The organism is Wenxinia marina DSM 24838 (assembly GCF_000379485.1).
Lineage (GTDB): Bacteria > Pseudomonadota > Alphaproteobacteria > Rhodobacterales > Rhodobacteraceae > Wenxinia > Wenxinia marina.
Genome location: NZ_KB902285.1, coordinates 26,925 through 51,872 on the forward strand (window position 1 = coordinate 26,925; position 24,948 = coordinate 51,872).

Below are 24,948 nucleotides of genomic sequence, written 5' to 3' on the forward strand. Positions count from 1 at the left end.
GGCCAATCAAGGTGGCGCCAACCGCACTGACGGGCGATAACGGATGCGCATACATGCCGGCCCACGCGAAGGGGAGGTTCCATGCCGAACGACGGACGCATCCCGCCGGACCGGCTGCGCAGCGCGCGGTGGTTCGCGCCCGACGACCTGCGCAGCTTCGGGCACCGCTCGCGGCTGATGCAGCTGGGCTACGCCGAGGAGGAGTTCCGCGGCCGCCCGATCATCGGCATCCTCAACACATGGTCCGAGATCAATTCCTGCCACGGCCACTTCCGCGAGCGCGCTAGGGACGTGAAGCGCGGCGTGCAGATGGCGGGCGGCCTGCCGCTCGAGATGCCCGCGCTCAGCGTGGACGAGAGCTTCACCAAGCCGACCTCGATGCTCTACCGCAACATGCTGGCGATGGAGACGGAGGAGATGATCCGCTCCCACCCGTTCGATGGCGTGGTGCTGATGGGCGGCTGCGACAAGACCACGCCGGGGCTGGTGATGGGGGCGATCACGGCGGGCGTGCCGTTCGTCTACCTGCCCGCCGGGCCGATGCTGCGCGGCAACTTCGCCGGGCGGACCCTGGGGTCGGGGTCCGACGCCTGGAAGTACTGGGACGAGCGGCGGGCGGGCAACGTCACCGACGCCGAATGGCTCGGCCTGCAGGGCGGCATCGCCCGCAGCCACGGCACCTGCATGACGATGGGCACCGCCTCCACCATGACCGCCATCGTCGACGCGATGGGCCTGTCGCTGACCGGGTCGTCGTCGATCCCCGCGGTGGACGCGGAGCACCAGCGGATGGGCGCCGCCTGCGGCCGGCGGATCGTGGACATGGTGTGGGAGGCGCTGACGCCGGACCGCATCGTCACCGCCGCTAGCGTCCGCAATGCCGCGATCGTGGCGATGGCGACCGGCTGCTCGACCAACGCGGTCGTGCACCTGATCGCGATGGCGCGGCGGGCGGGGGTGGAGCTGACGCTGGACGACCTCGACGCGCTGGGGCGCGATACGCCGCTGATCGCGAACGTCCGCCCGTCGGGCAAGGACTACCTCATGGAGGATTTTCACTTCGCCGGCGGCCTGCGGGCGCTGATGGCGCAGATCGCGGCGCGGCTCGACACGTCCTGCCTGACCGTCACGGGCCGCACGCTGGGCGAGGAGCTGGAGGGCGCGCAGGTCCACAATACGGACGTCATCCGCCCGCTGTCGAACCCGGTCTACGCCGAGGGCTCGCTGGCCGTGCTGCGCGGCAACCTCGCGCCCAATGGCGCCATCATCAAGCCGGCGGCGTGCGACCCGCGCTTCTGGGTCCACGAGGGGCCGGCGCTGGTGTTCGACAGCTATCCGGCGATGAAGGCGGCGATCGACGACGAGGATCTGGACGTCACGCCGGACACGGTGCTGGTGCTGCGCAACGCCGGTCCACAGGGCGGGCCGGGGATGCCCGAATGGGGCATGCTGCCGATCCCCAAGGCGCTGATCAAACAGGGCCATCGCGACATGCTGCGGATTTCGGACGCGCGGATGTCGGGGACCAGCTACGGCGCCTGCGTCCTGCACGTCGCGCCCGAAAGCTTCGTCGGCGGGCCGCTCGCGCTGCTGAAGACCGGCGACATCGTGCGGATGGACCTGCCGAACCGCCGCCTGGACATGGTCGTGGACGAGGCCGAGCTGGAGGCCCGCCGCGCCGCTTGGAAACCGCCCGAGCCGCGGTTCCAGCGCGGCTGGGGCTGGATGTTCTCGCGCCATGTGGGACAGGCCGACACCGGCTGCGACTTCGATTTCCTCACCCGCGCCCACGGCTCCGCCGCGGGCGAGCCGGACATCTTCTGAACGAGGGACGCCATGAACGAAGAGACCCGCACGCTACTGATGGGCGTCTCCGTCGCCACGCTCGCCACCGCCCTGTTCAAGCGCGGCCTGCGCAGCCAGGTGATCCAGGGCGTCCGCCCCGTCGGCGCCAAGAGCCGCAACATGGTCGGCCCCGCCTTCACCCTGCGCTACATCCCCGCCCGCGAGGACCGCAACACGCTGGCCGAGTTCCGCAATCCCGAGCACCCCCAGCGCGTCGCCATCGAGACCTGCCCGCCCGGCCACGTCCTCGTCATGGACAGCCGCAAGAGCGCGACCGCCGCCTCGGCCGGCGACATCCTGGTAACGCGGCTGATGGTCCGCGGCGGCGCCGGCATCGTCACCGACGGCGGCTTCCGCGACGCGGCGACGATCGCGGGGCTGGACATCCCGGCCTACCACACCCGCCCATCCTCGCCGACGAACCTGACCACCAACGAGGCGATCGGGATCAACGAGCCCATCGGCTGCGGCGACGCCCCTGTCTTTCCCGGCGACATCGTCGTCGGCGACGACGACTGCGTCGTCGTCATCCCCGCCGGCATCGCCGACGAGGTCGCGGCCGAGGCGGTGGAGATGACCGCCTACGAGGATTTCGTGATCGAGCGGGTGAAGGCGGGCGAGAGCATCATCGGCCTGTACCCCCAGACGAAGGACGAGCACCGCGCGGCGTTCGAGAAATGGCGTGCGGCGAACGGTCGCTGAGGGTCAACAGGCGCGGCGCCGTCCGGACAGACAGGGACATCGCCCGTTCGCGGGCTTGTGCTGGCTTCGGCACGGGTCGATGACCGGCGCGTGATCAGCGGTATCTTTCTACATTCCGCGGACCGGAGCGCCGTGCACGACCTGCCGCAGCGCTACTGGCCGCGGACCCCGGTCTGCAACCGCTACGACAGACGGGCGAAGGCGGGGGTCTGGCTCGCACCGCCCGATCCGCCGGTGGAATGCGGTCGGTCGGACCACCGAACGGGCATCGGAACCCGATGGCTCTTGCAGGACCTTTCGGCGCCTCTCTTGTTGAGCGTCCTGGCGGCTGCTCTATGTCCAGCATGCGGTACGGGGGGCCGGACCGGGAGGGATGATGGACGGCTGGATCATCGACGGGACCTATTGCGGACCGGCGCCCGTTCCGGCGGACCTTCTCCTGTCGTGGAACCTGGATCCGGTCCTTCTGGCGGCGCTGGCCGGCGCGGCTTTCGCGCTGAGGCGGACGCGGGCGGTTTGGGGCGTGGCGGTCCTGTTCGTCGCCTTCGTCTCCCCGCTCTGCGCCCTGTCGTCGGCGCTGTTCGCCGCGCGGACAGTGCATCATGTCCTTCTCGTCGCTGTCGCCGCTCCGCTTCTTGCGGCCGGCTGGCCGACGCGGCGCGCCCCCGGCGTCGCCCTGCCGTTCCTCGTCTCGACGGCCACGCTCTGGGCCTGGCACCTGCCGGAGGCCTACGACCTCGCCCTCGGCGACATGGCCGTCTACTGGGCGATGCAGCTGTCGCTGCTGGGCACCGCGACCCTGTTCTGGCGTGCGGTCCTGGCGTCGCGGGCGGCGCCGGACGCGCTGCTGTGGTCGCTGGCCGGGCTGATGCAGATGGGCTTCCTCGGCGCGCTGCTGACCTTCGCGCCGTCGCCGCTCTACGCCGCGCACGCCGCCGCGCCGTTGGACTGGGGTCTGACCCCGCTTGCCGACCAGCAGCTGGGCGGCCTGATCATGTGGGTGCCGGCGGCGCTGCCCTATCTCGCGATGATCGCGCTGGCGGCGCGCCGCTCATGGCGCGCGGCGGTCGCCGCATGATCGAGTTCCTCAGCGGCCTGATCCCGCATCTCAAGGCGGTGCACGTGATGGGACTGCTCGTCTGGTGCGCGGGGCTGTTCGCCCTGCCGCTGATGCTGGCGCGGCACGACCCGGCGATCGGGCAGGCGGACTACACCCGGATCCGGCGGGCGACGCACTACGCCTACACCTACTTCATCACGCCTGCGGCGGTGCTCGCCATCGCCTCGGGCACCGCGCTCATCTTCCTGCGCGAGGTCTTCGTGACGTGGATGTTCGCCAAGCTGGTCTTCGTCGCCGGCCTCGTCACCTTCCACGTGTGGGTCGGCTACGTCCTCGTCGCCGTGGCCGAGCGCGAGGGCGAGCATCGGGCGCCCGATCCCGGTCTGCCGCTGACCCTTCTGCTGCTGCCGGTGCTGGGGATCCTCACCCTGGTGCTGGTCAAGCCCGACCTGGCGGAGATTCCGATGCCGGACTGGCTGCGCGAGCCGCGGGGCAATCAGCTGCCCTTCGACGTGCCCAGGCGGTAGTCGAAGACGAGCTTGCCCCCATGCCATCCCGTCACCATCACCACGAGCACGTTGAAGCCCGACAGCAGGATGCCGTAGGGCAGGATCGCCATCTCGAAACCCTGCAAGCGGTAGCCCCAGTTCGCGCCCAGCAGCGACAGCAGCAGGACCGCGATCACGAAATGGGTCCAGGCGGGCGCGCGGGCGCGGATGCCCGGCACGAGCAGCAGTTCGGCGGTGCCGGTCACGCCGGCGGCGAGCCCGAAGAGGAAGGCCGTCCCGGCCGCCCACAGCGCGGCGCGCGCCCAGAACACCTCGCCCGACCACCAGTACAGGACGTCGGCACCGAAGCAGCAGAAGGTCAGGGCGACCGGAAAGGCGACGCTCATCGCGTGCAGCGGGTGGCCCCACAGGCCGACGATGGACTCGGTCTTGTCGTAGCCCGGCGCTTCCTCGATCGGGTCGACCAGTTCCTCGTCCCGCTCCTGCACCATCCGTTCGGTCATCGCCCGTCCCTCCGCGTCCCGGTCGCCCTGCTAACGTGCCTCGCGCTCGCCGGTTGCGAGGAGCAGCTGTCGGCCGTCCATCCGGCCGGACCGGCGGCGGCGATCATCTCGCAGATGTGGTGGGTTCTCCTCGCCGGCGCCAGCCTGATCTTCCTCTTCGTCATGGCGCTGGTGGCCGTCGCCTGGCGCAGCCCGGCCCGGCCGGCGGCAGAGGAGCGGCCGTTCGTCGTCGGCCTCGGCCTCGCCTTCCCGCTGGTCGTGCTGGCGGCGCTGCTGGCCTACGGCCTGGTCGTCGGCGAGCGGCTGCTGCCCCGCCCCGGCCCCGAGGTGGTGACCGTCCGCGCCGAGGCCAGCCAGTGGCGCTGGCGCTTCGGTTACGAAGATGCGCCGGGGCTGGAGACCGAGGGCGTGCTCCACATCCCGGCCGCGCGGCCGATCGACGTCGAGATCACGACGACCGACGTGGTCCACAGCTTCTGGGTGCCGCGCCTCGCCGGCAAGCTCGACGCGATGCCCGGCCACGTGAACGTCCTGCGGATCGAGGCGGACGCGCCGGGCGAGTACGGCGGCCTGAGTGCCGAGTACAACGGCCCCGGCTACGTCCAGCACGGCTTCGTCGTCGTCGCCCACGGGCCGGACGAGTGGCGGGCGTTCATCGAGGGCGAGACGCCATGACCGCGCTGAGGCTGCACCGGGCGCTGACCCGGATCTGGGCGTCGGACCCGGGCTGGAAGGGCTGGTTCACCACCGTGAACCACACCGACCTCGGCCGGATGTTCCTGACTGTGGCGGTGTTCTTCTTCGTCGTCGGCGGCATCCTGGCGATGCTGATCCGCGCCCAGCTGGCGTCGCCCCGGTCGGCCTTCGTGGGACCGGACATCTACAACCAGCTCTTCACGATGCACGGGACATTGATGATGTTCCTGTTCGCGATCCCGCTCTTCGAGGGGTTCGCGGTCTATCTGCTGCCCAAGCTCCTCGGCACCCGCGACCTCGCCTTCCCGCGGCTCACGGCCTACGGTTTCTGGTGCTACGTCTTCGGCGGCTCGATGCTGATCTTCTCGATGCTGGCCGGGATCGCGCCGGACAGCGGCTGGTTCATGTATCCGCCGCTTTCCTCCACGCTCGGCGCGCCCGGGATCAATTCGGATTTCTGGCTGATCGGCATCACCTTCGTCGAGATCAGCGCCATCGCCGCGGCGGTGGAGATCACGGTGACGGTCCTGCGCTACCGCGCGCCGCGCATGCGCCTCGGCCAGATGCCGATCTTCGCCTGGTACGCGCTGGTGACGGCGGTGATGATCCTCACCGGTTTTCCGCCGCTGATCCTCGGCTCCATCCTGCTGGAACTGGAGCGCGCCTTCGGCCTGCCGTTCTTCCAGGTGGCGGACGGGGGCGACGCGCTCCTCTGGCAGCACCTGTTCTGGCTGTTCGGCCACCCGGAGGTCTACATCATCTTCTTGCCGGCGGCGGGGGCGATCTCGACCATCCTGCCGGTCATGGCCCGGACGCGCCTGATGGGCTACGGCTGGATCGTGGCGGCGGCGGTGTCGCTGGGCGTGCTGAGCTTCGGGCTGTGGGTGCACCACATGTTCACCACGGGCATCCCGCACATGGGGCTGGCCTTCTTCTCGGCCGCCTCGACGCTGGTGGCGGTGCCGACGGCGGTGCAGATCTTCGCCTGGATCGGGACGATGTGGCGCGGAAGCCCGCAGCTGCACCTGCCGATGCTGTGGATTCTCGGCTTCTTCGTGACCTTCGTGATCGGCGGGCTGACCGGCGTCATGGTCGCCGTGGTGCCGTTCGACTGGCAGGTCCACGACACCTACTTCATCGTGGCGCACCTTCATTACGTCCTGATCGGCGGCTTCGTCTTTCCGATGGTGGGGGCGCTGTACTACTGGCTGCCGCACTTCATCGGGCGCAAGAGCTACTTCAAGCTCGGCTACACCGCCTTCTGGCTGGTCTTCGCGGGCTTTCACGGCACCTTCCTGCTGCTGCACTGGGCCGGGCTGCTCGGCATGCGGCGGCGCATCGACACGTACGAGGCAGGGCAGGGGTGGGAGGCGATCAACCTCCTCGCCTCGATCAGCAGCTTCGTCATGGCAATCGGTTTCGCGCTGGTGATCATCGACATCGTGGTGAATGCCGTCGTGTCGGTGCGGGGCTCGCGCAACCCCTGGAACGGCGGCACGCTCGAATGGGCGATGCCGACGCCCGCGGCGGCCTACAACTTCGCCAGCCTGCCGCGGGTCGGCTCGCGCGATCCGCTCTACGACGATCCCGACCTGCCGGTGCGGATCGCGCGAGGCGAGGGCTATCTCGGGGACGCCGATCGCGGCCGGCGCGAGACGCTGTCGGTCGACGTCTCCACCGGCGCGCCGCGCTACATCACCGTCTTCCCCGGCAACACCGCGCTGCCGATCACGATGTCCGCCGTGACGGGCCTGTTCTTCCTCGGCCTGCTGATCAAGGTCTACTGGCTCGTGCCGATCGCCGCGGTCGGTGTCACCGCGCTCGCCCTGCGGTGGGTCTGGTCGTTGGGGGCAAGGCAGGTGGAGGGTGCGCTGCCGGTCGGGCGGGGCGAGAGCCTGCCCACCTCGTCCGAGGTGTCCGATCCGCCCGGCTGGTGGGGCTCTCTGTTCCTGCTGCTGGCGAATGGGACGTTCTTCGGCTCGCTGCTCTTCGGGTACGCGTTCCTGTGGACGATCGCCCCGAACTGGCCGCCGCCCGCCTGGGTGGAACCCGGCCCGGCGGTCGCCGTGCTGGCCCTTGCCGGGGCCGGGCTGGCGCTGCTGGCGGTGCAGGTGCGGGACCCGGTCCGCACCGTCCTTTCCGTCGGCGGGCTGGGCGCTTTGGTGGCGGCCTGCGTCCTCGTCCTGGGGCTGGCGTCCGATCCGACGGCCCATGCCTACGACGCCACCCTCTGGGTGCTGCTTTGCTACGCCCTCCTCCACCTCGCGCTCGCGCTCCTGATGACGGCCGTGGTCTGGACGCGGCGCAGGGCCGGGATCGTGTCGGCGCGCCTCGGTGGAGAGGGGCGCATCGTCGCCCTCTGGACCCGGTACGCGGTCGCGGTCACCTTCATCGGCCTCGTGGTCACAGGCGCGCCGGGGCTCGTCCCGTGAGCGACATCCTGCGCCTGTCGCTGCCGCTGACGCTCTGGCTCGCCTCCTTCAGCGCAGTCTACGGACTGCAGGGCCTTCTCTGTTCCAGCCGCTGGGCGCCCTTGGCGGACGGCGGTGCGGGGCGCCTGCTGCTCGTCGTTGCCGCCGCACTCGCCGTTGCGGCACAGGCCGCGCTCCTCCTGGCCCTCCGTTCCCCCCGCTGGCGCGCAAACAGCGCGTTCGTCCGCAGCGCAAGCCTCGCCCTCGCCGCTACGGCACTGATCGCCACCGCCTGGACGCTGCTGCCGGTCGCTGTCGTCTCGTACTGCTGGTGAGAGGGTCGCTCCCTGCGCGGGAGAGAGCGATGCTGCGCTTTCGGCACATGCGCAGCCTGCAGAAGTTCGCCGCCGGCCACTCTTCCGTCTGCAACCGCTTCAGCTTCGCGCGCAGTCTCTCCAGCCGATCCACCTTCAGGACGAACCGCGCTGCCGGACTTGAGGAATGGCGGGGTCTCCAGGCCGGGCACGGGTACGTCATCCGCCGCGAACCGGGACCGGTTTGCATCTGACAGCATTTCCGTGGGAGCGCCTGACCGGGATTTGCTGGAACTTCAGCGAGCACCGGCTGTTCCCATCCCGCAGGCCACCTCGGGCGCGAGGTGGCGAAGAGGTCGGGCTCGGAACTGTGCCGGCCGGCCACGCCCGCGGGATACTGAAGGAATGCCTAGTTTCGGATACCACGCCTCCCACGAGCAGTTCGCGCCGGACGAGCTCCTCGCCCTGGCGATATCGGCCGAGGCGGCGGGGTTTCAGGCGGTGATGTCCTCCGATCACTTTCATCCCTGGAGTCCGGGGCAGGGGCAGTCCGGCTTTGCCTGGTCCTGGCTCGGGGCGGCGATGCAGGCCACCTCCGTGCCTTTCGGCAGCCTCGCGATCCCGGGTGGCTGGCGCTATCACCCGGCCATCGTCGCTCAGGCCGGCGCGACGCTCGACCGGATGTTTCCCGGCCGGTTCAGGTGGATGGCCGTCGGTAGCGGGCAGGCTCTGAACGAGCACATCACGGGCGGTCGCTGGCCGCCCAAAGCCGCGCGCAACGACCGGGTGGAGGCCGCGGTCGAGATCATCCGGGCCCTCTGGGCGGGCGAGACCGTGAGCCGGGACGGGCCGATTCCGACCGAGGAGGCCAGGCTCTACACCCGACCTGCGTCCTCTCCCGGGCTCGTGGGCGCCGCGCTGTCGCCGGCGACCGCCGAACGGGTCGGTGGCTGGGCGGACGGGATGATCACCGTCAACCAGCCGCCCGATCGCCTGCGGACGATGATCGAGCGCTTCCGCGCCGGGGGCGGGGAAGGAAAGCCGCTGTTCCTGCAGGTTCACCTGTCCTTCGCCGAGACCGATGAGGAGGCCAGGGCGGCCGCGCTGGCGCAATGGCGGGCCAATATCGTCCCGGCGAACGTCGCCGAGACGCTGAGGATGCCCGAGGACTTCGAGGCCGCGACGCGGACGGTGCGGAGCGAGGACCTCGAGGGCCATGTCCTCGTTTCGGCCGACCTGCAGCGCCATCGCGATTGGCTGGCGGAGTTCGCCGAGCTCGGCTTTGAAGAGATCTACCTGCACAACGTCGGCCTGAACCAGCGGGCGTTCCTGGATGCATTCGGCGCACACGTGCTGCCGAAGCTGGCCACAGCGGATGAGGAGGGACCCGATGACACATCTTGAGGAACTGCTGGACCTGTCGCGGCAGGCGGGGCGGGGCGCGCTGTCGCCGTGGTTCGCATCGCGGCTCGACGAGCAGATCGGGAAGAGGCATTTCCTGCCGCCCGAGGACCTGCGTGCCGTGGGCGAACGCCTCGTCCGCCAGCTCGCGGACTACCGGCGCCAGACCGGCGTCTCGGTGGCGGTTCTGGGCATGTCCGGCGGCGTCGACAGCGCGGTGACCGCGGCGCTGCTCAAGGCGGCGGACTGGCGGGTGGTCGGGTACACCATGCCGATCGAGCAGAACCCCGAGGAAACGGAGCGGGGGGTCGAGGCCTGCGAGGCGCTCGGGCTGGAGCACCTGCACATCGACCTGTCCGACACCTACCGGCACACGGTCGGCGCGCTCGGCGGGCTCGACCCTTCCCTCCCCGTGTCCGATGACGGGCCGGAGCGCACGCGCAGGGGCAACGTGCGGGCCCGGCTGCGGATGATCACGCTCTACGATCAGGCGCACCGCTGGGGCGGGCTGGTCGCGAGTACCGACAACTTCTCGGAACTCGGCGCCGGCTTCTGGACGCTGCATGGCGACGTCGGCGACCTCGCGCCGGTGCAGTCCCTTCTGAAGTCGTGGGAGATTCCGTGGATGGCGCGGGAGTACGGCGTGCCCGAGCGGACCTGGCGGGCCAAGCCGACCGACGGGCTGGGCATCGGCGAGGGCGACGAGGCGCAGATCGGCGCAACCTACCTCGAATGGGACGTCGCCGTCTTCGCGGTGATGGACGCCCTCCAGCAGGATCCCCGCCTCGCTGCGGCCGATATTCCCGCCGCTCTCGGCGTGGAGGACGATCCGGTGGCGGCGCGCTCCGTTCGCACCGTCGTGGATCGGTTGCGCCGGACCTGGTTCAAGCGCGTCAACCCGATATCGCTCGAGCATCCGCGTGACGACCGGTTCGGCCTTCTCGACATGATGGATGCCCGGCTGTTCCGGCCTGCGGTGCTCGTGCGGGAGGGTGCTGCGGCCTCCTTCACCGGCGAGATCGCGGCACTGGGCCAGCAACTTGCGCAGGCATTGGCCGACCGTGACGTGCGGCTGGTCACGGCCGAATCCTGCACCGCCGGCCTGCTCGCCTCCTGCGTCGCAGCGGCACCGGGAAGTTCATCCGTGCTGGAAGGCAGCTTCGTCACCTACTGCAACAGCATGAAGACCGATGTCCTAGGTGTGCCCGAGGCGCTGCTCCGGGAGCGGACGGCCTACGACCCCGATGTCGCCGCCGCGATGGCCCGCGGCGCACTCGAGCGTGCTCGGGGCGCCGGGCTGGCGATCGCGATTACCGGGGTCGCCGGACCGGAGCCGGATCAGGGCAAGCCGGCCGGGCTGATCTACATCGCCGTCCTCCGCCGGGGAGGTGATCCGCGGGTGAAGACCTGCCACCTCCAGGGGCAACCGAAGGACGTGATCGGGGCGACGATCCGCGATGCGATCAGGCTGGGAATGGAAGCCCTCGACTGATGCACTGGACCTGAAGGTCGGCGAGCCACTCCGCCGCCGTCCGCGCCCGCGCCTCACGCCGAGGCGCGGCGCCCCGGTTCGAAGCCGACGTTGCGGATCGCCGGCGCCGCGTCGCCTCCGGCGACGCGGGCGAGACGCGCCTCGGCCACCGCGTGGCGGAGGGCGCCCCGGCCCATCTGATCCGTCTTCAGCGCCAGCTCGATACCGGAGACGAAGTCGTGGTCGCCGAGCCGACGAAGGCGATGGTCCTGCGGCAGCTTCCGGCCCCCGGCATCACCTGTACCAGAGGGCTATGTCCGGAAACGCGATGACCAGAGCCAGGGCCAGAACCTGCAATCCGATGAACGGGAGCAGGGAGGCGAAGATCGTTCCCAGGGAGATGTCGGGCGGCGCCACGCTCTTGAGGTAGAAGGCGGCCGGGCCAAAGGGAGGGGACAGGAACGAGATCTGCATGTTCAGCGAGAACAGCACGCCGAACCAGATCGGATCGTAGCCGAGCTCGATCACGATAGGCGTGAAGATCGGCACGGTCAGCAGCGCGATCCCGACCCAGTCGAGGAACATCCCGAGCACCACCAGGATCAGCATCATCACCAGCAGGACCACCATCGGATTTTCCGACACGCCCAGCAGGAGCTGCTCGATGAAGTCGATCCCGCCCATCAGGTTGTAGACCCCGATGAGGGCCGTCGCCCCGACGCCGATCCAGACGATCATGCCGCAGGTCCGCAGCGTCTGCAGCGCCGCGTCCGACATCATGCGGAAGGTGAACTCCCCCCGCAGGACGGTCGAGAGGATCACGCCGACGACGCCGATCGCCGACGCCTCGGTCACCGAGGCGATGCCGCCGTAGATCGAGCCCAAAACGAAGACGACCACCAGGAGCGGCAGGACGAGGCCGCGCAGCAGCTTCAGCCGCTCGGACAGCGGGCGGGTGTCGACCTCGGTCGGCACCGGGGCCTTGTGGGGCTGGAACCAGCCGATCAGCAGGACATAGCCGGCATAGAAGCTCGCCAGCATCACGCCCGGCACGAAGGAGGCGGTGAAGAGCTCGCCGATGGAGACGTTCGCGGAGAGCCCGAAGATGATGAGCACGATGGAGGGCGGGATCATCGTGCCGAGCGCGCCGCCGGCGCAGACGATGCCGATGGCGAGCTTGCGGTCGTAGCCGAGCCGCAGCATCTGCGGCAGGGCGAGCAGGCCGAGGAGCACGATCTCGCCGCCGATGATCCCCGACATCGCGGCCAGCACGACCGCCACCAGCAGAGTCTGCACGCCGACGCCGCCGCGGATCCGCCCGGCAACCAGGCGCATCGCGTCGAACAGGTCCCGGGCGATGCCGGACCGGTCGAGGATCGACGCCATCAGCACGAACATCGGCACCGAGACGAAGACGTACTGCATGATGAAGGAGTAGATCCGCGTCGTCACGATCGGCACCGCCATCGGGCCGAACCAGCCGAGCGCGAAGATCAGGGCCACCAGGATGGTGACGAAGGCGAGCGGCATGCCGGTCACGAGCAGGACCAGCAGCATTCCGAACATCAGAAGGCTGCCGCCGCCGATGCCGAGCGCGGAGAGATCAAACATCCTCGACGTTCCCCGCGCTGGCGACGGCCTTCGGCGGCTCGTCGTCGGGGTCGCGCCGCAGGTGCCGCAGCGCCTGCAGGGCGAACTGCGCGCACATCACGCAGAGCGTGACGAAGAGCACCGCCTTGACGATCGCCGGTGTGGGCGGGTTCCAGGCGCTGCCGCTGGTCTCCAGCCGGAACTGCCCGCCGGCGGAGACGAAGCCCTTGTAGGCGAGGCTCCAGGCCGCCCAGGCCATGAGCGCGCAGGCCAGCGCCCCGACGACACAGATGGCGACGTCGAACCACCGGCGCATGGCGGGCGAGAGGGCGTCGTAGATCAGCACGACGCGGATGTGCCGGTCGAGCGCCAGGCAATAGGCCCCGCCGAAGGCGAAGCAGATCGCCGTCAGGGCGATCGTCGTCTCGTGCACCCATTGCGTCGGCGAGTTGAAGCCGTAGCGCAGGACCACCTCCAGGAAGGTGATCGCGGTGATGAAGAGGAAGGCGAGGCTGACGACGCGCCCCAGCGGCACCAGCCGGGCCGACAGGGGATCCTGCGGCACGAGGACCGGGTCGCGGGCACTGCTCTCTTCTGCGTCCAAGGCATCCTCCCGCGTGGGCCGGGCGAAAGGCTCGCCCGGCCGGTCAGTTCAAGCTGCTCTGCTCCGTTGCGGAGCCTTAGAGCAGACCCTCGGCGGACAGGTGCGCCGTCAGCGCGTCGTAGACACGCTGCGCGTTCTCGGACCGCTCGGCGAACGGGGCCCACTGCTCCTGCGCGATCTGGCGGAACTCGCGCTTGGCCTCTTCCGACCAGGTGTGGATGGTCACGCCTTCCGTCGCGCGCAGCTCCTCGGCGACTTCCTCGTCCCGCTGACCGATCCGCTCGGCCAGGGTCTCGGCGTACCAGGCGACCGACTCGGTCAGCATCTGCTGATCCTCCTCGGACAGCGACTCCCAGGTGTCGGCGTTGATCGAGACCTCGTTGAGCGGCAGCGAGTGGAAGCCCGGCCAGATCGGGTGCAGGGCCACGTCGTGCAGGCCCATCGAATGGTTGGTGGCCAGCGTGGTGGCGTCGGCGGCGGCGATCACGCCCTTGTCGAGCGAGGTGAATACCTCCGACTGCGGCAGGTTCACCGGGGCGGCGCCGGCGGCGGCGAAGACCGACTGCACCATGCCCTCGGGCGCGCGCATCTTCACGCCCTGCAGGTCCGCGACGGAGTCGATCGGCACGGTCGAGGGGATCGCCTCGGCCGGTTGCGCGGCCGGGCCGATGAAATGGACGCCGTAGGGCTCGAGGATCTCGTTGTAGAGCTCGGTGCCGCCGCCCTCGTTGAAGAAGGCGCGCAGCTCCTCGGGCGAGGAGTAGGCGCCGACCGGGTTGCCGATCAGCGCGAAGGCGGCGTCCTTGCCGGTGAAGTAGGAGCTGTCCGTGATATGCCCGTCGAGGATGCCCGCGCCCACGGCGTCGAGCGTCTCGTTGTATTCGACGATCGAACCCACCGGGAGCATCTCCACGGTGATCCGGCCCTCGGACATCTCGCCGACGCGCGCGGCCCATTCCTGCTGGATCTCGAACGCGGCGGTGCCCGAGTTGTCGCTGCTCTGGAACTGCAGTTCCATGCTGTCCTGAGCGGCAACAGACGTGGCGATAGCCATTGCGGCGACGGTGGTCGCAAGCATTCGCATAGTCATTCGTCTTCCTCCCTTGGGGTCTTGGGCTTCATCCATTCCGATGAAGCTCTCAGCCAGCGGCCAGTCTGCGGAAAGCAATCCGGTGATGCAAGCAGCTCGACCATCGCGATGATGCGGCGGCGGGAGGCCGGTCGGACCGGCAGGAGACCTACGAACCAATGCCTTGCCCGGGCAGAGCCGCCGAGACGGCCCCCGGCGAACGCCTGCTGGTCGGTTCGCGTCGGCTCTCGCCACGCGACCCTGCCGAGAACCCGGTGACCGCCTCAGCCCACCAAGCCCCGGGACGGGCCCCCGGTCGGCTGCGCCAGCGCTCCTCGTCCTCGCCGTTGCCGCGTCCTCCGCCTACACTTCCGGCGATCCTCCCCTATCATCCGGAGCATGTCCTTCCTCAGCCTGACAAGAACCGAAGATGGCGCGCGTCCGGTCCGGATCGCCGTGTTCGGTATCTGGCTCGCGGCGTTCTGCCTCGGAGGCGTCGCGATCGTGACGGGAGACATGCTGCTGTCGATCGGGGTCGGGGGGGCGATCTTTCTGGCGTTGCTGTTGCCGGCCTACACGTGGGTCTCGGGGATCGAGATGCCGCCCGGCCTCTGCACCGGGGTGCTGGCCTTCGCCCTGTGTGCGTTCGTGGTCGGCGAGCGCTTCGGGGCCTATGCCGTGAGCTGGTGGTGGGACATCGCCTTGCATCTGCTCTCTTCCGCGGTGCTGGCCCTGATCGGTCAGGCGCTGGTCCTGCTGATGACGGCGGGCGCGCCGCCCCGGACAGGCCTCTGGGTCGCGAGCGTGCTGGCCGTGGGGTTCGCCGCGCTCGTGGGCGCAGGCTGGGAGCTGATGGAATTCTCCATCGACGCGATCTTCGACACCCATGCACAGCGATCAGGGCTGCCCGACACGATGGGAGACGTGGCCACGAACCTGTGCGGCGCGATCTACGGCGCGGTCGCGGGCCAGCTGGCGCTGAGCCGCGCAGTGCGGTTGCCGCTCTCGGGACTCCTGCTCGAGTTCTGCGGCCGCAACGGGGTGATCTATGGTGCCTGGCCCGGCGTCCCCCTATCCCGTAGCCCGAAAGAGGGCGCACGGACGGCGGCGCCGACCGTGGAGACGACGTGACGAGATCGATGCCTGCAGGCCACGACGGTCCCCGCGCCGGCGGTCCGGCCGTCGACGAGCCCGACCTTGCCGCGCTGCGTGCGGCCCACGCCGCGCTCGGCGGCCATCGTGCGCCTCCCCCCCGGGCGGAGCGGGATGCCCATCTGTCCGCGCTCGGCAACGCGGTGCGAGATGCGGCCGAGGAGATCGCGCGAGCCGTCAGCGCGGATTTCGGCCATCGCCCCCGGCAGGAGACGCTGCTGACAGAGGTCGCGATGGTGCTCCAGGCGGTGCGCCATGCCCGGCGCAACCTGCGCCGCTGGACCCGCCCGCGCCGGGTGGTTCTGCCGCCGCACCTGTGGCCGTCCACGGCTTCGATCCTGCGTGAACCGCTCGGTCTGGTTGGGATCATCGCACCCTGGAACTATCCGGTGCAGCTGGCGCTGGTGCCGCTGGTCGCGGCGCTGGCGGGGGGCAACCGGGTGATCCTGCATCCGTCCGAGCAGATGCCACGCACCGCGGAACTCCTGGCGGACCTCGCGGGTCGCGCGGTTCCCGATACGGTTCGCGTCGTCGCCGGCGGGCCCGAGGTCGCCCGGGCGCTCTGCGTACAGCCGCTGGACGGGCTCTTCTTCACCGGCTCGACCGCGACGGGCCGCCGGGTGATGGCGGCGGCGGCCGAGAACCTCGTCCCGGTGACGCTGGAGCTGGGCGGCAAGTCGCCGGCCCTGATCCTGGCGGATGCCGACCTGGACGAGGCTGCGCGCTCGATCGTCGCCGGCAAGCTGCTGAACGCCGGGCAGACCTGCATCGCGCCGGACTACCTGCTGATCCCCCGCACCCGGGCAGACGCGGTGGTCGCGGCCCTGGGTCGCGCAGCCTCCGCGCTCTACCCCGACCCGGCCGGGCCGGACTACGCGACCATCGTCCGTCCGGCGGATCGAGCGCGGCTCGAGGCGATGCTCGACGGTGTCGATGCGCGCCCGCTGATGTCGCCAATGCCGCCCGCCCCGCGCATGGGCGGCTGGGTCGTCGTGGACCCGCCCGCCGATCACCCCGTGATGCGAGACGAGATCTTCGGGCCCGTCCTGCCCCTCGTCCCCTACGACGACACGCAAGAGGCATGCCGGTTCGTCAACGACCGGCCGACCCCGCTCGCCCTCTATGTCTACGGCCGCGACACGCGTGCCGCGGCGCGCATCGTCGCGGCGGTCCGCTCGGGCGGCGCGATGATCAACGAGGCGGTGCAGCATGTCGGCGTACAGTCCCTGCCGTTCGGCGGGGCCGGCGCCTCGGGAATGGGCGCCTACCACGGCGACGAGGGCTTCCGCGCCATGACCCGCCCGCGCAGCGTGGTGACGGCGCGGCCCTCGCTCGCGCGCTTCGTCCGGCCGCCCTACGGCGCAACGATGGAGCGCATCCTGCGGTCACTGATCCGCTGAGGGTGGCGCGTAGCTGCGCCCCCGCCACGTCGCGCGCCGTCCGCGCCGGGCGCCGAGGAGCGCCGTCCATTGTATGGAGAGGACGAAGAGCACGCCCGCGGGATGCAGGGCCACCGACAGCCAGGATTGCCGCAACCGGACCGCCATCACCGCCCGTGCCGCCAGCACCAGCCCCACCGCCGCGGAGGAGAGGGCCATCGACCACGCCAGCCCCATCGCAATCGCGGCGAGGAGGGTCAGGACCGGCAGGACATGGCCGCCGAACAGCAGCAGCGTCCAGACGGGCAGGGCGCGCGGCGTCGCCATCCCCTCGGTCGCGTTCTTGGAGAAGCCGTGCCAGATGTCCGGCAGCGTGTCGTACATCCGGCAGGCGGCCAGCGGCGTCGCGTCGGTCAGGTCCGACCTGCCGCCCGCGCGCCGGACGTTCCGCGGCAGCATCAGCCCGTCGTGCATCCGCCCGGCGAACGCGGCGTGCCCGCCGGCCGCGTCGTAGGCGCTGCGCCGCACCGCCATCAACTGTCCGCAGCCCGCGCCGAAGGACGGATCGGGCGAGCGCCGCGCCATCGGCAGCGGCAGGTAGCCGAGGAGGGTGGTGAAGATCTGCGGGATCACGATGCGCTCGGCGAGGGTGAGCGTGATCTGGCGGGGAAAGCCGCTGAGGCAGTCGATTCCGTCCCGCTCCATCTGCGCGACCAGCCGCGCGGCGGCGTCGGGGGCGAGGCGGACGTCGGCGTCGACGAACAGGAGGACGGGGGTCCGGGCCGCCTGTGACAGCTGCCAGCAGGCGTGGGTCTTGCCGATCCAGCCGGGCGGCAGCTCGGCGCCCCGGATCAGGCGCAGCCGCGGGTCGGCGACGGCGCGGGCGGCGACGATGGACGCGGTGCCGTCGGTCGAGCCGTCGTCGAGGACGACCACCTCGACCTCGATGCCGGCCTGTCCCAGCGCGGAGTCGAGCGAGGCGTTGATGTTCGCCGCCTCGTCCCGCGCCGGGATCAGGATCGACACCGCCGGAAGATCCGCCCCGCCCGCGGCGGGCGGCGGGCGCAGGACGGCGAGGTTTGCGGCGACCATGCCGGCGAACAGCGCCGCGAGCGCGAGCCCGAGGATCGAGAGGGCGAGGATCACGCCGCCCCCGTCACGGCCGCCCGCCGGGCGCAGTCTCCGGCGCATGGTCCGGCGCATACGGACGGCCGGTGGCCACGGCGCGCGCCCGCTGCCACAGGCCGTAGACCCCGCCCGTGCCGCGCGCCCCGCCGATGAGGGTCTCGAACGACCCCGGATCACGGGCCACCGCCAGCGCGGCCAGCGCGTCCGCCGTATCCGTCAGCGCCGCCTCCAGCCGCGGGCCGAGGGCGACCGCGCCCTCGCCCGCCCGCGCCTCGACCGGCGCGCCGAAGCGCAGCAGGGCCTCGGGGCGCTTCTCGGACCAGAACGTATATTCCATCGCCAGCGGCACCGCGAGCACCTCGGGCCGCCGCGCCATCAGGTGCGCCGCACCGGGCCGCAGGCCCAGCGGCCGCGTGCGCACATCGGCGAAACGGCCCTGCGCGGTGATCCACAGCACCCGGTCCGGCACGTCCGTCACCCGCATCGCCTGGCGCAGGAAATCCGCGGCTCCCCGCGGATCGTCCTGTCGCACGCCGAAGACGCCGAGACGGGCCATGAAGCGGTACCGCTCCAGCATGGCCGCGTCGATCGGGCCATAGCCCTGCCTGTCCGGGAAGAATCGCGGGTGAAGCGCGATGAAGATCGCCGGGTCCCACCAGGAGGGGTGGTTGGCGTAGATCATCAGCGGCCTGTCCGGCGGCACCTCCGGCAGGCCGGGCCGCGCCAGCCGCACCGCCCGGAAGTTCGACGCCAGCTGCCGCCGCATGACGCCCGCGAAGAACCGGCAGGCGCCGTTCGAGCGGGCCGCGAGGGGGTCGCGTTCACTCGGCCGCGACATCCGCCGTATCCCCTGTCGTACGTTCCGCGCCGCCGGCATCCCGGTCGAGCGTGTCCGCCGCGATCCAGCCCGACATCAGCGCCATCGGCATGCCCGGCCCCGGATGCGCCGAGCCGCCCGCGAGGTAGAGGCCCGGCACCTGACGCGATCGGTTGCCCGGCTTGAACGCGCCCAGCACGCGGCCGTGGCTGGCAAGGCCGTAGATCGCGCCGTCGAGCACGCGGTAGCGGTCGTGGATGTCCTGCGGGGTGAGCGTGCGCTCCACCGCGATCCGCTCCTCGATGTCCTCCATCCCGGCAGTCCGTTTCAGCTTGTCCAGGATGCTGCGGCGGTAGCCGGGCAGCATCTGCGACCAGTCCTGTCCGGGGCGCAGGTAGGGCGTGTGGACGAGGATGTAGAGCGCCTCGCCGCCCTCGGGCGCGACGCCCGGCTCGGTCCGCGCGGGGGCGGCGATGTAGGCGGTGGGGTCGGGCGCGGGGACGCCCCGGTCGTAGATCGCCGCGAACTCCTCCTCGGGGTCGCGGGAGAAGACGAAGTTGTGGTGCGCGAGGTGGTCGTAGGCCTGCCGCAGGCCGAGGTAGAGGACGACGCCAGAACAGGCGGCCTCGCGCTTGCGGGACTTGCGGAAGCTCTCCCACGCCGCGCCGCCGACGAGCTCGCGGTAGGTGCGCACGCTGTCCATGTTGGACACGACGCGATCCACGGCGACCCGCTCGCCGTGCTCCGTCACCACCGCCGCCGTGCGCCCGCCCTCCAGCTCGATCCGCTCCACGCCGCAGCCGGTGCGCACTTCGACGCCGAGGTCCAGCGCCACCCGCTCCAGCGCCAGCGGCACGGCGCGGGTGCCGCCCATCGGGTACCACACGCCCTCGCCCTGCTGCATCTGCGCGATGCCGCAGAGGACGGCAGGGGAGGCGAGGGGTGAGGAGCCGACATACTGGATGAAATGCTCCAGCATCTGCGTCACCCGCAGATCGCGCACGTTGCGCTTGATCTCGCCCGCCACCGTACGGTGCATCCGCAGCGCGAGGACGTCGGACAGCGTGGACAGGGTCATGTTCGCGCGCATGTCCATCGTGTCGCGCAGGTCCTCGACGCTCTTCCAGAAGAAGAAGCGGTCGGACACGTCGGACAGCCGCCGGGCGACGGCCATGAACTTCTCGAACCCCTCGCGGTCGCGGGGGGACAGCCGCCCGATCTCCTCGGCCGCGCGGGCGGGATCGTCGCGCAGGTCGAGGACGGTGCCGTCGTCGTAGAAGCAGCGCCATTGCGGGTCGAGCCGGCGCAGGTCCAGCTCGTCGTGCAGGTCGCGGCCGGCCTCGCCGAAGATCCGCTCCAGCACCCGCGGCATGGTCAGGATCGTCGGCCCCATGTCGAAGCGGTAGCCGCCTTCCTCCAGCACCGCGGCCTTCCCGCCGAGCCAGTCGTTCTTCTCGAACAGCACGACCTTGTGGCCCCGCGCGGCGAGGGTGACGGCAGAGGCGAGGCCGCCGAGGCCGCCTCCGATGATCGCGGTCCGGCTCATTCGGCAGCCTCCTTCGGCAGGGTGGTCGTCAGGTGTCCGAGGCCCGGCAGGCCGAGGTCCTCGGCGCAGAGGCGGCTGGCGATCCGGGCGCTCTCGAAGATCGTCGGCAGGCCCGAGCCGGGATGCGTGCCGCCGCCGGTCAGGTAGACGCCGGCGATGTCCTCGAACCGGTTCCGGGGCCGCAGCGTCAGCATCTGACCGAGATTGTGGGCGAGGTTGAAGGTCGCGCCCTCGTACACCGCCATCTTCGACTGCCAGTCGTCGGGCGTATACATCACCTCGGTCCGGATCATCGGGCGGACGTCCTGCCCGATGATCCTCGACACCTTGTCCAGCAGCTTCTCACGATAGGCCGGCGCCTCCGCCGTCCAGTCGACGCCGCCCGTGAGGTTGCCGACGGGGGCGAGGACGTAGAGGGCGGAATGCCCGGCGGGCGCGAGCGTGTCGTCGGTGACGCCGGCGTTCTGCAGGTAGACGGTGGGGTCCACCGGCGCCTGCCCGGCGTCGATCTCGGCCACGTTGCGGGCGTAGTCCTGCGAGAAGGCGATGGTGTGGTGGCTCACGTCCGGGAACGTCCCCTCGACGCCGAGATACAGCATGAAGGTGGAGCAGGAGTAGCGCTTGGACGCGATCTTCCGGTCGGTCCATCGGCGGCGGGCCGCGTCCGGCACCAGCGTCGTCATCGCGTGGGCGAAGTCGGCGTTCATCACCACGGCGTCGGCGTCGTACCGGCCGTGGGCCGTCACCGCGCCTTTCGCCCGGCCCTTGTCGAGGACCAGTCGTTCCACCGGTTCGGTCAGGCGAACCTGCACGCCCATCTCCGCCGCGATCCGCGCCATCGCCGCGGTGACGGCGTTGCAGCCGCCCCGCGGGTGGTAGACGCCGAAGCCGTACTCGATGTGGGCGATGATCGTGTAGAGCGAGGGGCACTTGAACGGCGACATGCCGAGGTACTTGGACTGGAACGAGAAGGCGACGCGCACGTCCGGATTGTCGAACCAGCGGTGCAGGTCGCGGTCCACCGACGACCAGGGCCGCAGGCGGGGCAGGGCGCGCAGCATGTCGCCGCGCATCAGGTCCGCGGACGACAGGAACGGCCGCTGCAGGATCGAGCGGAAGGCCTCGAACTTGCTGCGGTTCTCGGCGAGGAAAGCGGGCACGCGGGCGGCGTCCCTGGCGTCGATGCGGGCCACCTGCTGCACCAGGCGCTCCGGGTCGGCGGTGGCGTCGATCCGGCGGCCATCGTCGAACTGCAGCCGGTACATCGGATCGAGACGGACCAGGTCGACCTCCTCGTCCAGATCGCGGCCGCACGCCGCGAAGATCTCCCGCAGGACCTCGGGATAGAGGAAGAAGGTCGGCCCGATATCGAAGGTGAACCCGTCCCGCTTGAGCGCGCCGGTGCGGCCGCCGACCGTGGCCTCCTTCTCCAGCACGGTGACCTCGGCTCCGGCCGCCCGCAGGAGCATCGCGGCGGCCAGGCCCCCGGGCCCGGCGCCGACAACGAGGACCCGCTTGCCCGGGCCCGATCCGTCGGCGGGCAGGCGAAACCGTGATCTGCCGTCCATCATCATCAACTTCTCCTGCGCGCTGTCCGATCAGGTTGATCCGAAATTGCCGTTGCGCGTAGCCCCACTAGCTTTCACCGGACGCAGATCGGCCGATGCGGTCCGCGAGCAAGCCGAAGGTAGTGCACGATTGAGAGAGGCCACGCCCGAGATGGCATATTCGAGCAGCCCGCCCGCGCCGGCCGACCCGCTTGCGGTGAACCTGCCGCGCGCTCCCGGCCGCGAGAACTTCCCCGTCGCATCGGTGCTGATCGCGTCGCATCTCCGCCCGGCGATCCGGGCCTTCTACGACGTGGTGCGTCACGCTGACGACATCGCGGACGACCCACACCTCCCGAGTGCAGAGAAGGCCCGCAGGATCGACCGGATCGCGGCCGGCCTGAACGGCGACCGGACCGGCGACGGCCGGACGATCCACCTGCTGGAGGTCCTCGACGCGACCGGCCACCGCCCCGCCGCGCGTCACGCCCTGCGCATGATGGACGCGTTCCGCGCCGACATCCGGTCCGAGCCGTGCCGTGACTGGTCCGATCTCGCCGAATACTGCCGCGCCTCGGCCGATCCGGTCGGACGCTTCCTCCTCGACCTGCATGACGAGGGGTCGGGGGCGCACGAGGCCTCCGACGCGCTGTGCACCGCGCTGCAGATCCTCAACCATCTGCAGGACATGGGCGAGGACCGGCGCGCGCTGGGGCGCGTCTATCTGCCGCTTGCGATGATCGCCGAGGCCGGCGGCCGGGTCGAGGACCTGGACCGACCGGCGCTGACGCCCGGCCTGCGCGGCGCCGTCGACAGGGCTCTCGCCCGGACCGGTGACCTGCTCGACCGGGCCGCGGAACTTCCGTCCCTCCTGCGCTCGCGCCGTCTGGCGGCGGAAGCGCGGACCATCCTTTCGCTGGCGCGATCCCTCTCCCGGCGGCTGCGCGACAGCGATCCGCTGGCACACCGGGTCGCACCGACGCGCCCCGACGCGGCGCGCGCGGTAGCGGCGGGCGTCCTGTCCCTCGCGGGCGTCGGACGTGGTCGGACAGCCACCTGATGGCGCTCGACATGGACATGCAGAAGCCCGCGGCCGAGATCGTCCGGGCCTCGGGCAGCTCCTTCGCGGCCGGGATGCGCTGCCTGCCTCGGGAGCGGCGACGGGCGATCGTCGCCGTGTACGCCTTCTGCCGTACCGTGGACGACATCGCGGACGGTGGCGGCACGGTCGAACGGAGGAGCGCGGGCCTGGACGCCTGGCAACGGGAGCTCGACCGCGTCAGACGGGATGAGGCCGTCACGCCCGTGGGGACGGAACTGGCCTGGGCGATCCGCCGCTTCGCCCTGCCGGACGAGGAACTGGATCTCGTCATCGAGGGCATGCGCATGGATGTGGACGGCATGTGCGCGCCCGACAGCCGGACGCTCGACGACTACGTGCGGCGGGTGGCCGGGTCGGTGGGGCTGCTGTCCATGCATATCTTCGGCGCGTGGCAAGGCGACGCCTCCCGGCGCTTCGCCCTGTCGCTGGCGCAGGCACTGCAGCTGACGAACATCCTGCGGGATGTCGAGGAGGACGCAGCCATCGGGCGCATCTACCTCCCCTCCGAGTTGCTCACGGAAGCGGGGGTGTCGCCCGACCCCCGGACCCTTCCCGCGGCCGCGGGGCTGCCACGGGTGCGGGGGGCGATCGCGGCCAAGGCGCGGGCCGCGTTCGACGCGGCGGAGGCGGAGATTCCCCGGCACAGCCGCCTGCGCCTCATGCCCGCCCTGATGATGATGGGACCTTACGAGCGTCTGCTGACGGAAGTCGAGCGGGACACGCGCCGACCGCCGCCGCCGCGCACCCGCCTGGGAAAGCTGCGCGACGGCCTCGTCTGCATCCTGCGCGGCCGCGCGTGAGGCGGGTCCACGTCGTCGGCGCAGGGCTCGCCGGCCTTGCAGCCGCGCTGGAGCTGGCCGAAGCGGGCACGGCCGAGGTCCACCTCCACGAGGCCACCGCGCGCGCAGGCGGGCGGTGCTGGAGCTTTCACGACGTCAAGCTCGAGCGACTCATCGACAACGGAAACCACCTCGTCCTCTCGGGCAACGACGCGGTCCTGGATCATTGCCGCCGGATCGGCACGTTCGATCTGCTCGACATCGCGCCCGACGCGGAGCTGCCGTTCCACGATCTGGCCGACGGTTCGGAGTGGACGCTGCGGATGCCCTCGGGCCTCGCCGGTCTGGTCCGCGGCGGGGCCGCGCTCCCGCCGGGGCTCGGACTCGGGGCCGTCCTCGACCTCGTCCGGCTGCTGTCTGCCGGCCCCGAGGCGACGGTGGCCGACAGGGTGCGGCGGCGGGGTCCGGCGATGGACAGGCTCTGGCATCCGCTCAGCCTCGCCGTCCTCAACGAGCCCTGCGATACGGGGGCGGCCGCCCCGCTGGCAGCGGTCCTGCGGCGCACGATCCTGAAGGGCGGTCGCGCCTGTCGGCCGATCCTCATGCCGCACGGCCTTGGCCCCACGCTGATCACCCCGGCCCTCCGCCGCCTCCGGGACCTCGGCGCCCGCGTGAGCTGGCGCGCCCCGCTGCGCGGGATCGACCGGACGGGCGACCGGGCCACGGCGCTGGTCTTCGACGGCGGCCCCGTGCCGCTCGGCCCCGACGACGCGGTCATCCTCGCGGTCCCCGCAGCCGCGGCCGGGCGCCTGCTGGAGCGACCGGCCCCCGCCGACGGACGTCCGATCCTGAACGCGCATTTCCGCGTGCCTGCGGAGGCTGTTCTGCAGGCGCCGCGGCTCCTCGGCCTGCTGGGGGGGCTTGCGCAGTGGGTATTCGTCCGGGGTGACGTGGTTTCGGTAACCGTCTCGGCAGCCGAGGCCTCCAGCCTCGGCCGCGAGGCCGGGGTGAGGCTGTGGGCCGAAGTCTCCCGGGCCCTCGGCATCTCCGGGCCGCCGTTGGCGATCCGGGTCCTGCGGGAGCCCGCGGCCACGTTCGCCGCCACGCCCGGAAGCGTCGCACGGCGCCTTCCGATGCGCACCGGCCTGCGCAACCTATTGCTCGCGGGCGATCACGTCGCCACGCCGCTGCCCTCGACCCTGGAAGGCGCTCTCCTGTCAGGCCGGGCCAGCGCCCGGGCCGTCGACAGTCGATGACTGAGCCGGGGCCGGTCCGCTGCCCCGACAAGCCGCACGCCCCGCTCTTGTGAAAGGACCTGCCCGA

Annotated in this window: 23 protein-coding genes and 1 pseudogene; 15 read left to right on the forward strand and 9 right to left on the reverse strand. The window is 71.0% G+C overall.

Annotated features, from left to right (window positions below; all coding sequences use genetic code 11):
- The first annotated feature begins 81 nt into the window (after positions 1-81).
- The 4 genes from araD (at position 82) to A37W_RS0107995 (ending at position 4,134) form a co-directional block, all read left to right on the forward strand.
- Positions 82-1,824, forward strand: coding sequence for an L-arabinonate dehydratase (gene araD / locus A37W_RS0107980; protein ID WP_018302507.1), 1,743 nt, complete (start codon positions 82-84; stop codon positions 1,822-1,824).
- Positions 1,825-1,836: 12 nt separating this feature from the next.
- Complete coding sequence (locus A37W_RS0107985) at positions 1,837-2,547, forward strand: ribonuclease activity regulator RraA (RefSeq protein WP_018302508.1); 711 nt, start codon at positions 1,837-1,839, stop codon at positions 2,545-2,547.
- A 376-nt stretch (positions 2,548-2,923) separates the two neighbouring features.
- On the forward strand, positions 2,924-3,625 hold the full coding sequence (locus A37W_RS0107990) for a cytochrome c oxidase assembly protein (RefSeq protein WP_040753694.1): 702 nt from the start codon (positions 2,924-2,926) through the stop codon (positions 3,623-3,625).
- Positions 3,622-4,134 (forward strand): CopD family protein, encoded by a 513-nt coding sequence (locus tag A37W_RS0107995; protein ID WP_026198363.1) that lies wholly within the window; start codon positions 3,622-3,624, stop codon positions 4,132-4,134. Before A37W_RS0107990 ends, A37W_RS0107995 begins: the two co-directional genes overlap by 4 nt.
- On the opposite strand, the gene A37W_RS0108000 is transcribed toward A37W_RS0107995, so the two are convergent.
- A complete protein-coding gene (locus A37W_RS0108000) occupies positions 4,104-4,619 on the reverse strand; it encodes a DUF2231 domain-containing protein (protein WP_018302511.1) in 516 nt (171 codons plus the stop codon). The two genes, A37W_RS0107995 and A37W_RS0108000, sit on opposite strands and share 31 nt — an antisense overlap.
- Positions 4,620-4,733: 114 nt before the next feature.
- On the opposite strand from A37W_RS0108000, the gene A37W_RS0108005 reads away from it, so the two are divergent.
- The 6 genes and pseudogenes from A37W_RS0108005 to nadE all read left to right on the forward strand — a co-directional run bounded on the left by A37W_RS0108005 (position 4,734) and on the right by nadE (position 10,933).
- Positions 4,734-5,294, forward strand: coding sequence for a cytochrome c oxidase subunit II (locus A37W_RS0108005; RefSeq protein ID WP_018302512.1), 561 nt, complete (start codon positions 4,734-4,736; stop codon positions 5,292-5,294).
- A complete protein-coding gene (gene ctaD / locus A37W_RS0108010) occupies positions 5,291-7,747 on the forward strand; it encodes a cytochrome c oxidase subunit I (RefSeq protein WP_018302513.1) in 2,457 nt (818 codons plus the stop codon). Before A37W_RS0108005 ends, ctaD begins: the two co-directional genes overlap by 4 nt.
- Positions 7,744-8,061 carry a hypothetical protein gene (locus tag A37W_RS0108015; RefSeq protein WP_018302514.1) on the forward strand — a complete coding sequence of 106 codons (318 nt, stop codon included), beginning with the start codon at positions 7,744-7,746 and terminating at the stop codon, positions 8,059-8,061. Before ctaD ends, A37W_RS0108015 begins: the two co-directional genes overlap by 4 nt.
- A gap of 17 nt (positions 8,062-8,078) precedes the next feature.
- Positions 8,079-8,294: pseudogene (locus A37W_RS24250) on the forward strand (hypothetical protein); the annotation flags it as partial.
- A gap of 151 nt (positions 8,295-8,445) precedes the next feature.
- Complete coding sequence (locus A37W_RS0108025) at positions 8,446-9,444, forward strand: TIGR03885 family FMN-dependent LLM class oxidoreductase (protein ID WP_018302516.1); 999 nt, start codon at positions 8,446-8,448, stop codon at positions 9,442-9,444.
- Positions 9,431-10,933 (forward strand): NAD(+) synthase, encoded by a 1,503-nt coding sequence (gene nadE, locus A37W_RS0108030; protein WP_018302517.1) that lies wholly within the window; start codon positions 9,431-9,433, stop codon positions 10,931-10,933. The genes A37W_RS0108025 and nadE overlap by 14 nt, the downstream gene beginning before the upstream one ends.
- Positions 10,934-10,986: 53 nt before the next feature.
- Here the strand turns inward: nadE and A37W_RS24530 are convergent, their stop codons facing one another.
- From A37W_RS24530 to A37W_RS0108050, 4 genes are all read right to left on the reverse strand, one after another.
- Positions 10,987-11,109: a hypothetical protein gene (locus tag A37W_RS24530; RefSeq protein ID WP_018302518.1), complete on the reverse strand. Its 123-nt coding sequence runs from the start codon at positions 11,107-11,109 to the stop codon at positions 10,987-10,989.
- A 97-nt stretch (positions 11,110-11,206) separates the two neighbouring features.
- The gene (locus A37W_RS0108040) at positions 11,207-12,523 is read right to left on the reverse strand and encodes a TRAP transporter large permease (RefSeq protein ID WP_018302519.1); all 1,317 of its coding nucleotides are present in this window, start codon (positions 12,521-12,523) and stop codon (positions 11,207-11,209) included.
- Entirely contained in the window at positions 12,516-13,106 is a 591-nt protein-coding gene (locus A37W_RS0108045; protein WP_018302520.1) for a TRAP transporter small permease subunit, read from the reverse strand. Before A37W_RS0108045 ends, A37W_RS0108040 begins: the two co-directional genes overlap by 8 nt.
- A 76-nt stretch (positions 13,107-13,182) precedes the next feature.
- Complete coding sequence (locus A37W_RS0108050; RefSeq protein ID WP_018302521.1) at positions 13,183-14,124, reverse strand: TRAP transporter substrate-binding protein; 942 nt, start codon at positions 14,122-14,124, stop codon at positions 13,183-13,185.
- Between the two features lie 450 nt (positions 14,125-14,574).
- On the opposite strand from A37W_RS0108050, the gene A37W_RS0108055 reads away from it, so the two are divergent.
- A complete protein-coding gene (locus A37W_RS0108055; protein ID WP_018302522.1) occupies positions 14,575-15,306 on the forward strand; it encodes a DUF2238 domain-containing protein in 732 nt (243 codons plus the stop codon).
- The gene (locus A37W_RS0108060; RefSeq protein ID WP_229666057.1) at positions 15,303-16,727 is read left to right on the forward strand and encodes an aldehyde dehydrogenase family protein; all 1,425 of its coding nucleotides are present in this window, start codon (positions 15,303-15,305) and stop codon (positions 16,725-16,727) included. Before A37W_RS0108055 ends, A37W_RS0108060 begins: the two co-directional genes overlap by 4 nt.
- Here the strand turns inward: A37W_RS0108060 and A37W_RS0108065 are convergent.
- From A37W_RS0108065 to crtI, 4 genes are read right to left on the reverse strand one after another with little or no spacing between them, the layout of a single operon-like run.
- Positions 16,713-17,897, reverse strand: a complete 1,185-nt coding sequence (locus A37W_RS0108065; protein WP_018302524.1) for a glycosyltransferase family 2 protein — start codon at positions 17,895-17,897, stop codon at positions 16,713-16,715. The two genes, A37W_RS0108060 and A37W_RS0108065, sit on opposite strands and share 15 nt — an antisense overlap.
- Positions 17,863-18,672: a lysophospholipid acyltransferase family protein gene (locus A37W_RS0108070; protein WP_018302525.1), complete on the reverse strand. Its 810-nt coding sequence runs from the start codon at positions 18,670-18,672 to the stop codon at positions 17,863-17,865. The genes A37W_RS0108065 and A37W_RS0108070 overlap by 35 nt, the downstream gene beginning before the upstream one ends.
- The gene (locus tag A37W_RS0108075; protein WP_018302526.1) at positions 18,656-20,197 is read right to left on the reverse strand and encodes a phytoene desaturase family protein; all 1,542 of its coding nucleotides are present in this window, start codon (positions 20,195-20,197) and stop codon (positions 18,656-18,658) included. The genes A37W_RS0108070 and A37W_RS0108075 overlap by 17 nt, the downstream gene beginning before the upstream one ends.
- Positions 20,194-21,666 carry a phytoene desaturase family protein gene (gene crtI, locus A37W_RS0108080; protein WP_229666056.1) on the reverse strand — a complete coding sequence of 491 codons (1,473 nt, stop codon included), beginning with the start codon at positions 21,664-21,666 and terminating at the stop codon, positions 20,194-20,196. The genes A37W_RS0108075 and crtI overlap by 4 nt, the downstream gene beginning before the upstream one ends.
- Here crtI and A37W_RS0108085 point away from each other — a divergent pair.
- From A37W_RS0108085 to hpnE, 3 genes are read left to right on the forward strand one after another with little or no spacing between them, the layout of a single operon-like run.
- Complete coding sequence (locus A37W_RS0108085) at positions 21,614-22,804, forward strand: squalene/phytoene synthase family protein (protein WP_229666055.1); 1,191 nt, start codon at positions 21,614-21,616, stop codon at positions 22,802-22,804. The genes crtI and A37W_RS0108085 overlap by 53 nt on opposite strands.
- Entirely contained in the window at positions 22,804-23,646 is an 843-nt protein-coding gene (locus A37W_RS0108090; RefSeq protein WP_018302529.1) for a squalene/phytoene synthase family protein, read from the forward strand. The genes A37W_RS0108085 and A37W_RS0108090 overlap by 1 nt, the downstream gene beginning before the upstream one ends.
- The gene (gene hpnE / locus A37W_RS0108095) at positions 23,643-24,881 is read left to right on the forward strand and encodes a hydroxysqualene dehydroxylase HpnE (RefSeq protein WP_018302530.1); all 1,239 of its coding nucleotides are present in this window, start codon (positions 23,643-23,645) and stop codon (positions 24,879-24,881) included. Before A37W_RS0108090 ends, hpnE begins: the two co-directional genes overlap by 4 nt.
- The last annotated feature ends 67 nt before the right edge of the window (positions 24,882-24,948 follow it).

What these genes read in the sequence shown, in the direction of transcription:
- araD (WP_018302507.1), top strand. Translation starts at nt 82, where the DNA reads ATGCCGAACGACGGACGCATCCCGCCGGACCGGCTGCGCAGCGCGCGG.
- A37W_RS0107985 (WP_018302508.1), top strand. Translation starts at nt 1,837, where the DNA reads ATGAACGAAGAGACCCGCACGCTACTGATGGGCGTCTCCGTCGCCACG.
- A37W_RS0107990 (WP_040753694.1), top strand. Translation starts at nt 2,924, where the DNA reads ATGGACGGCTGGATCATCGACGGGACCTATTGCGGACCGGCGCCCGTT.
- A37W_RS0107995 (WP_026198363.1), top strand. Translation starts at nt 3,622, where the DNA reads ATGATCGAGTTCCTCAGCGGCCTGATCCCGCATCTCAAGGCGGTGCAC.
- A37W_RS0108000 (WP_018302511.1), bottom strand. Translation starts at nt 4,619, where the DNA reads ATGACCGAACGGATGGTGCAGGAGCGGGACGAGGAACTGGTCGACCCG.
- A37W_RS0108005 (WP_018302512.1), top strand. Translation starts at nt 4,734, where the DNA reads ATGTGGTGGGTTCTCCTCGCCGGCGCCAGCCTGATCTTCCTCTTCGTC.
- ctaD (WP_018302513.1), top strand. Translation starts at nt 5,291, where the DNA reads ATGACCGCGCTGAGGCTGCACCGGGCGCTGACCCGGATCTGGGCGTCG.
- A37W_RS0108025 (WP_018302516.1), top strand. Translation starts at nt 8,446, where the DNA reads ATGCCTAGTTTCGGATACCACGCCTCCCACGAGCAGTTCGCGCCGGAC.
- nadE (WP_018302517.1), top strand. Translation starts at nt 9,431, where the DNA reads ATGACACATCTTGAGGAACTGCTGGACCTGTCGCGGCAGGCGGGGCGG.
- A37W_RS24530 (WP_018302518.1), bottom strand. Translation starts at nt 11,109, where the DNA reads ATGGGCCGGGGCGCCCTCCGCCACGCGGTGGCCGAGGCGCGTCTCGCC.
- A37W_RS0108040 (WP_018302519.1), bottom strand. Translation starts at nt 12,523, where the DNA reads ATGTTTGATCTCTCCGCGCTCGGCATCGGCGGCGGCAGCCTTCTGATG.
- A37W_RS0108050 (WP_018302521.1), bottom strand. Translation starts at nt 14,124, where the DNA reads ATGGAACTGCAGTTCCAGAGCAGCGACAACTCGGGCACCGCCGCGTTC.
- A37W_RS0108055 (WP_018302522.1), top strand. Translation starts at nt 14,575, where the DNA reads ATGTCCTTCCTCAGCCTGACAAGAACCGAAGATGGCGCGCGTCCGGTC.
- A37W_RS0108065 (WP_018302524.1), bottom strand. Translation starts at nt 17,897, where the DNA reads ATGCGCCGGAGACTGCGCCCGGCGGGCGGCCGTGACGGGGGCGGCGTG.
- A37W_RS0108070 (WP_018302525.1), bottom strand. Translation starts at nt 18,672, where the DNA reads ATGTCGCGGCCGAGTGAACGCGACCCCCTCGCGGCCCGCTCGAACGGC.
- A37W_RS0108075 (WP_018302526.1), bottom strand. Translation starts at nt 20,197, where the DNA reads ATGAGCCGGACCGCGATCATCGGAGGCGGCCTCGGCGGCCTCGCCTCT.
- crtI (WP_229666056.1), bottom strand. Translation starts at nt 21,666, where the DNA reads ATGCTCCTGCGGGCGGCCGGAGCCGAGGTCACCGTGCTGGAGAAGGAG.
- A37W_RS0108090 (WP_018302529.1), top strand. Translation starts at nt 22,804, where the DNA reads ATGGCGCTCGACATGGACATGCAGAAGCCCGCGGCCGAGATCGTCCGG.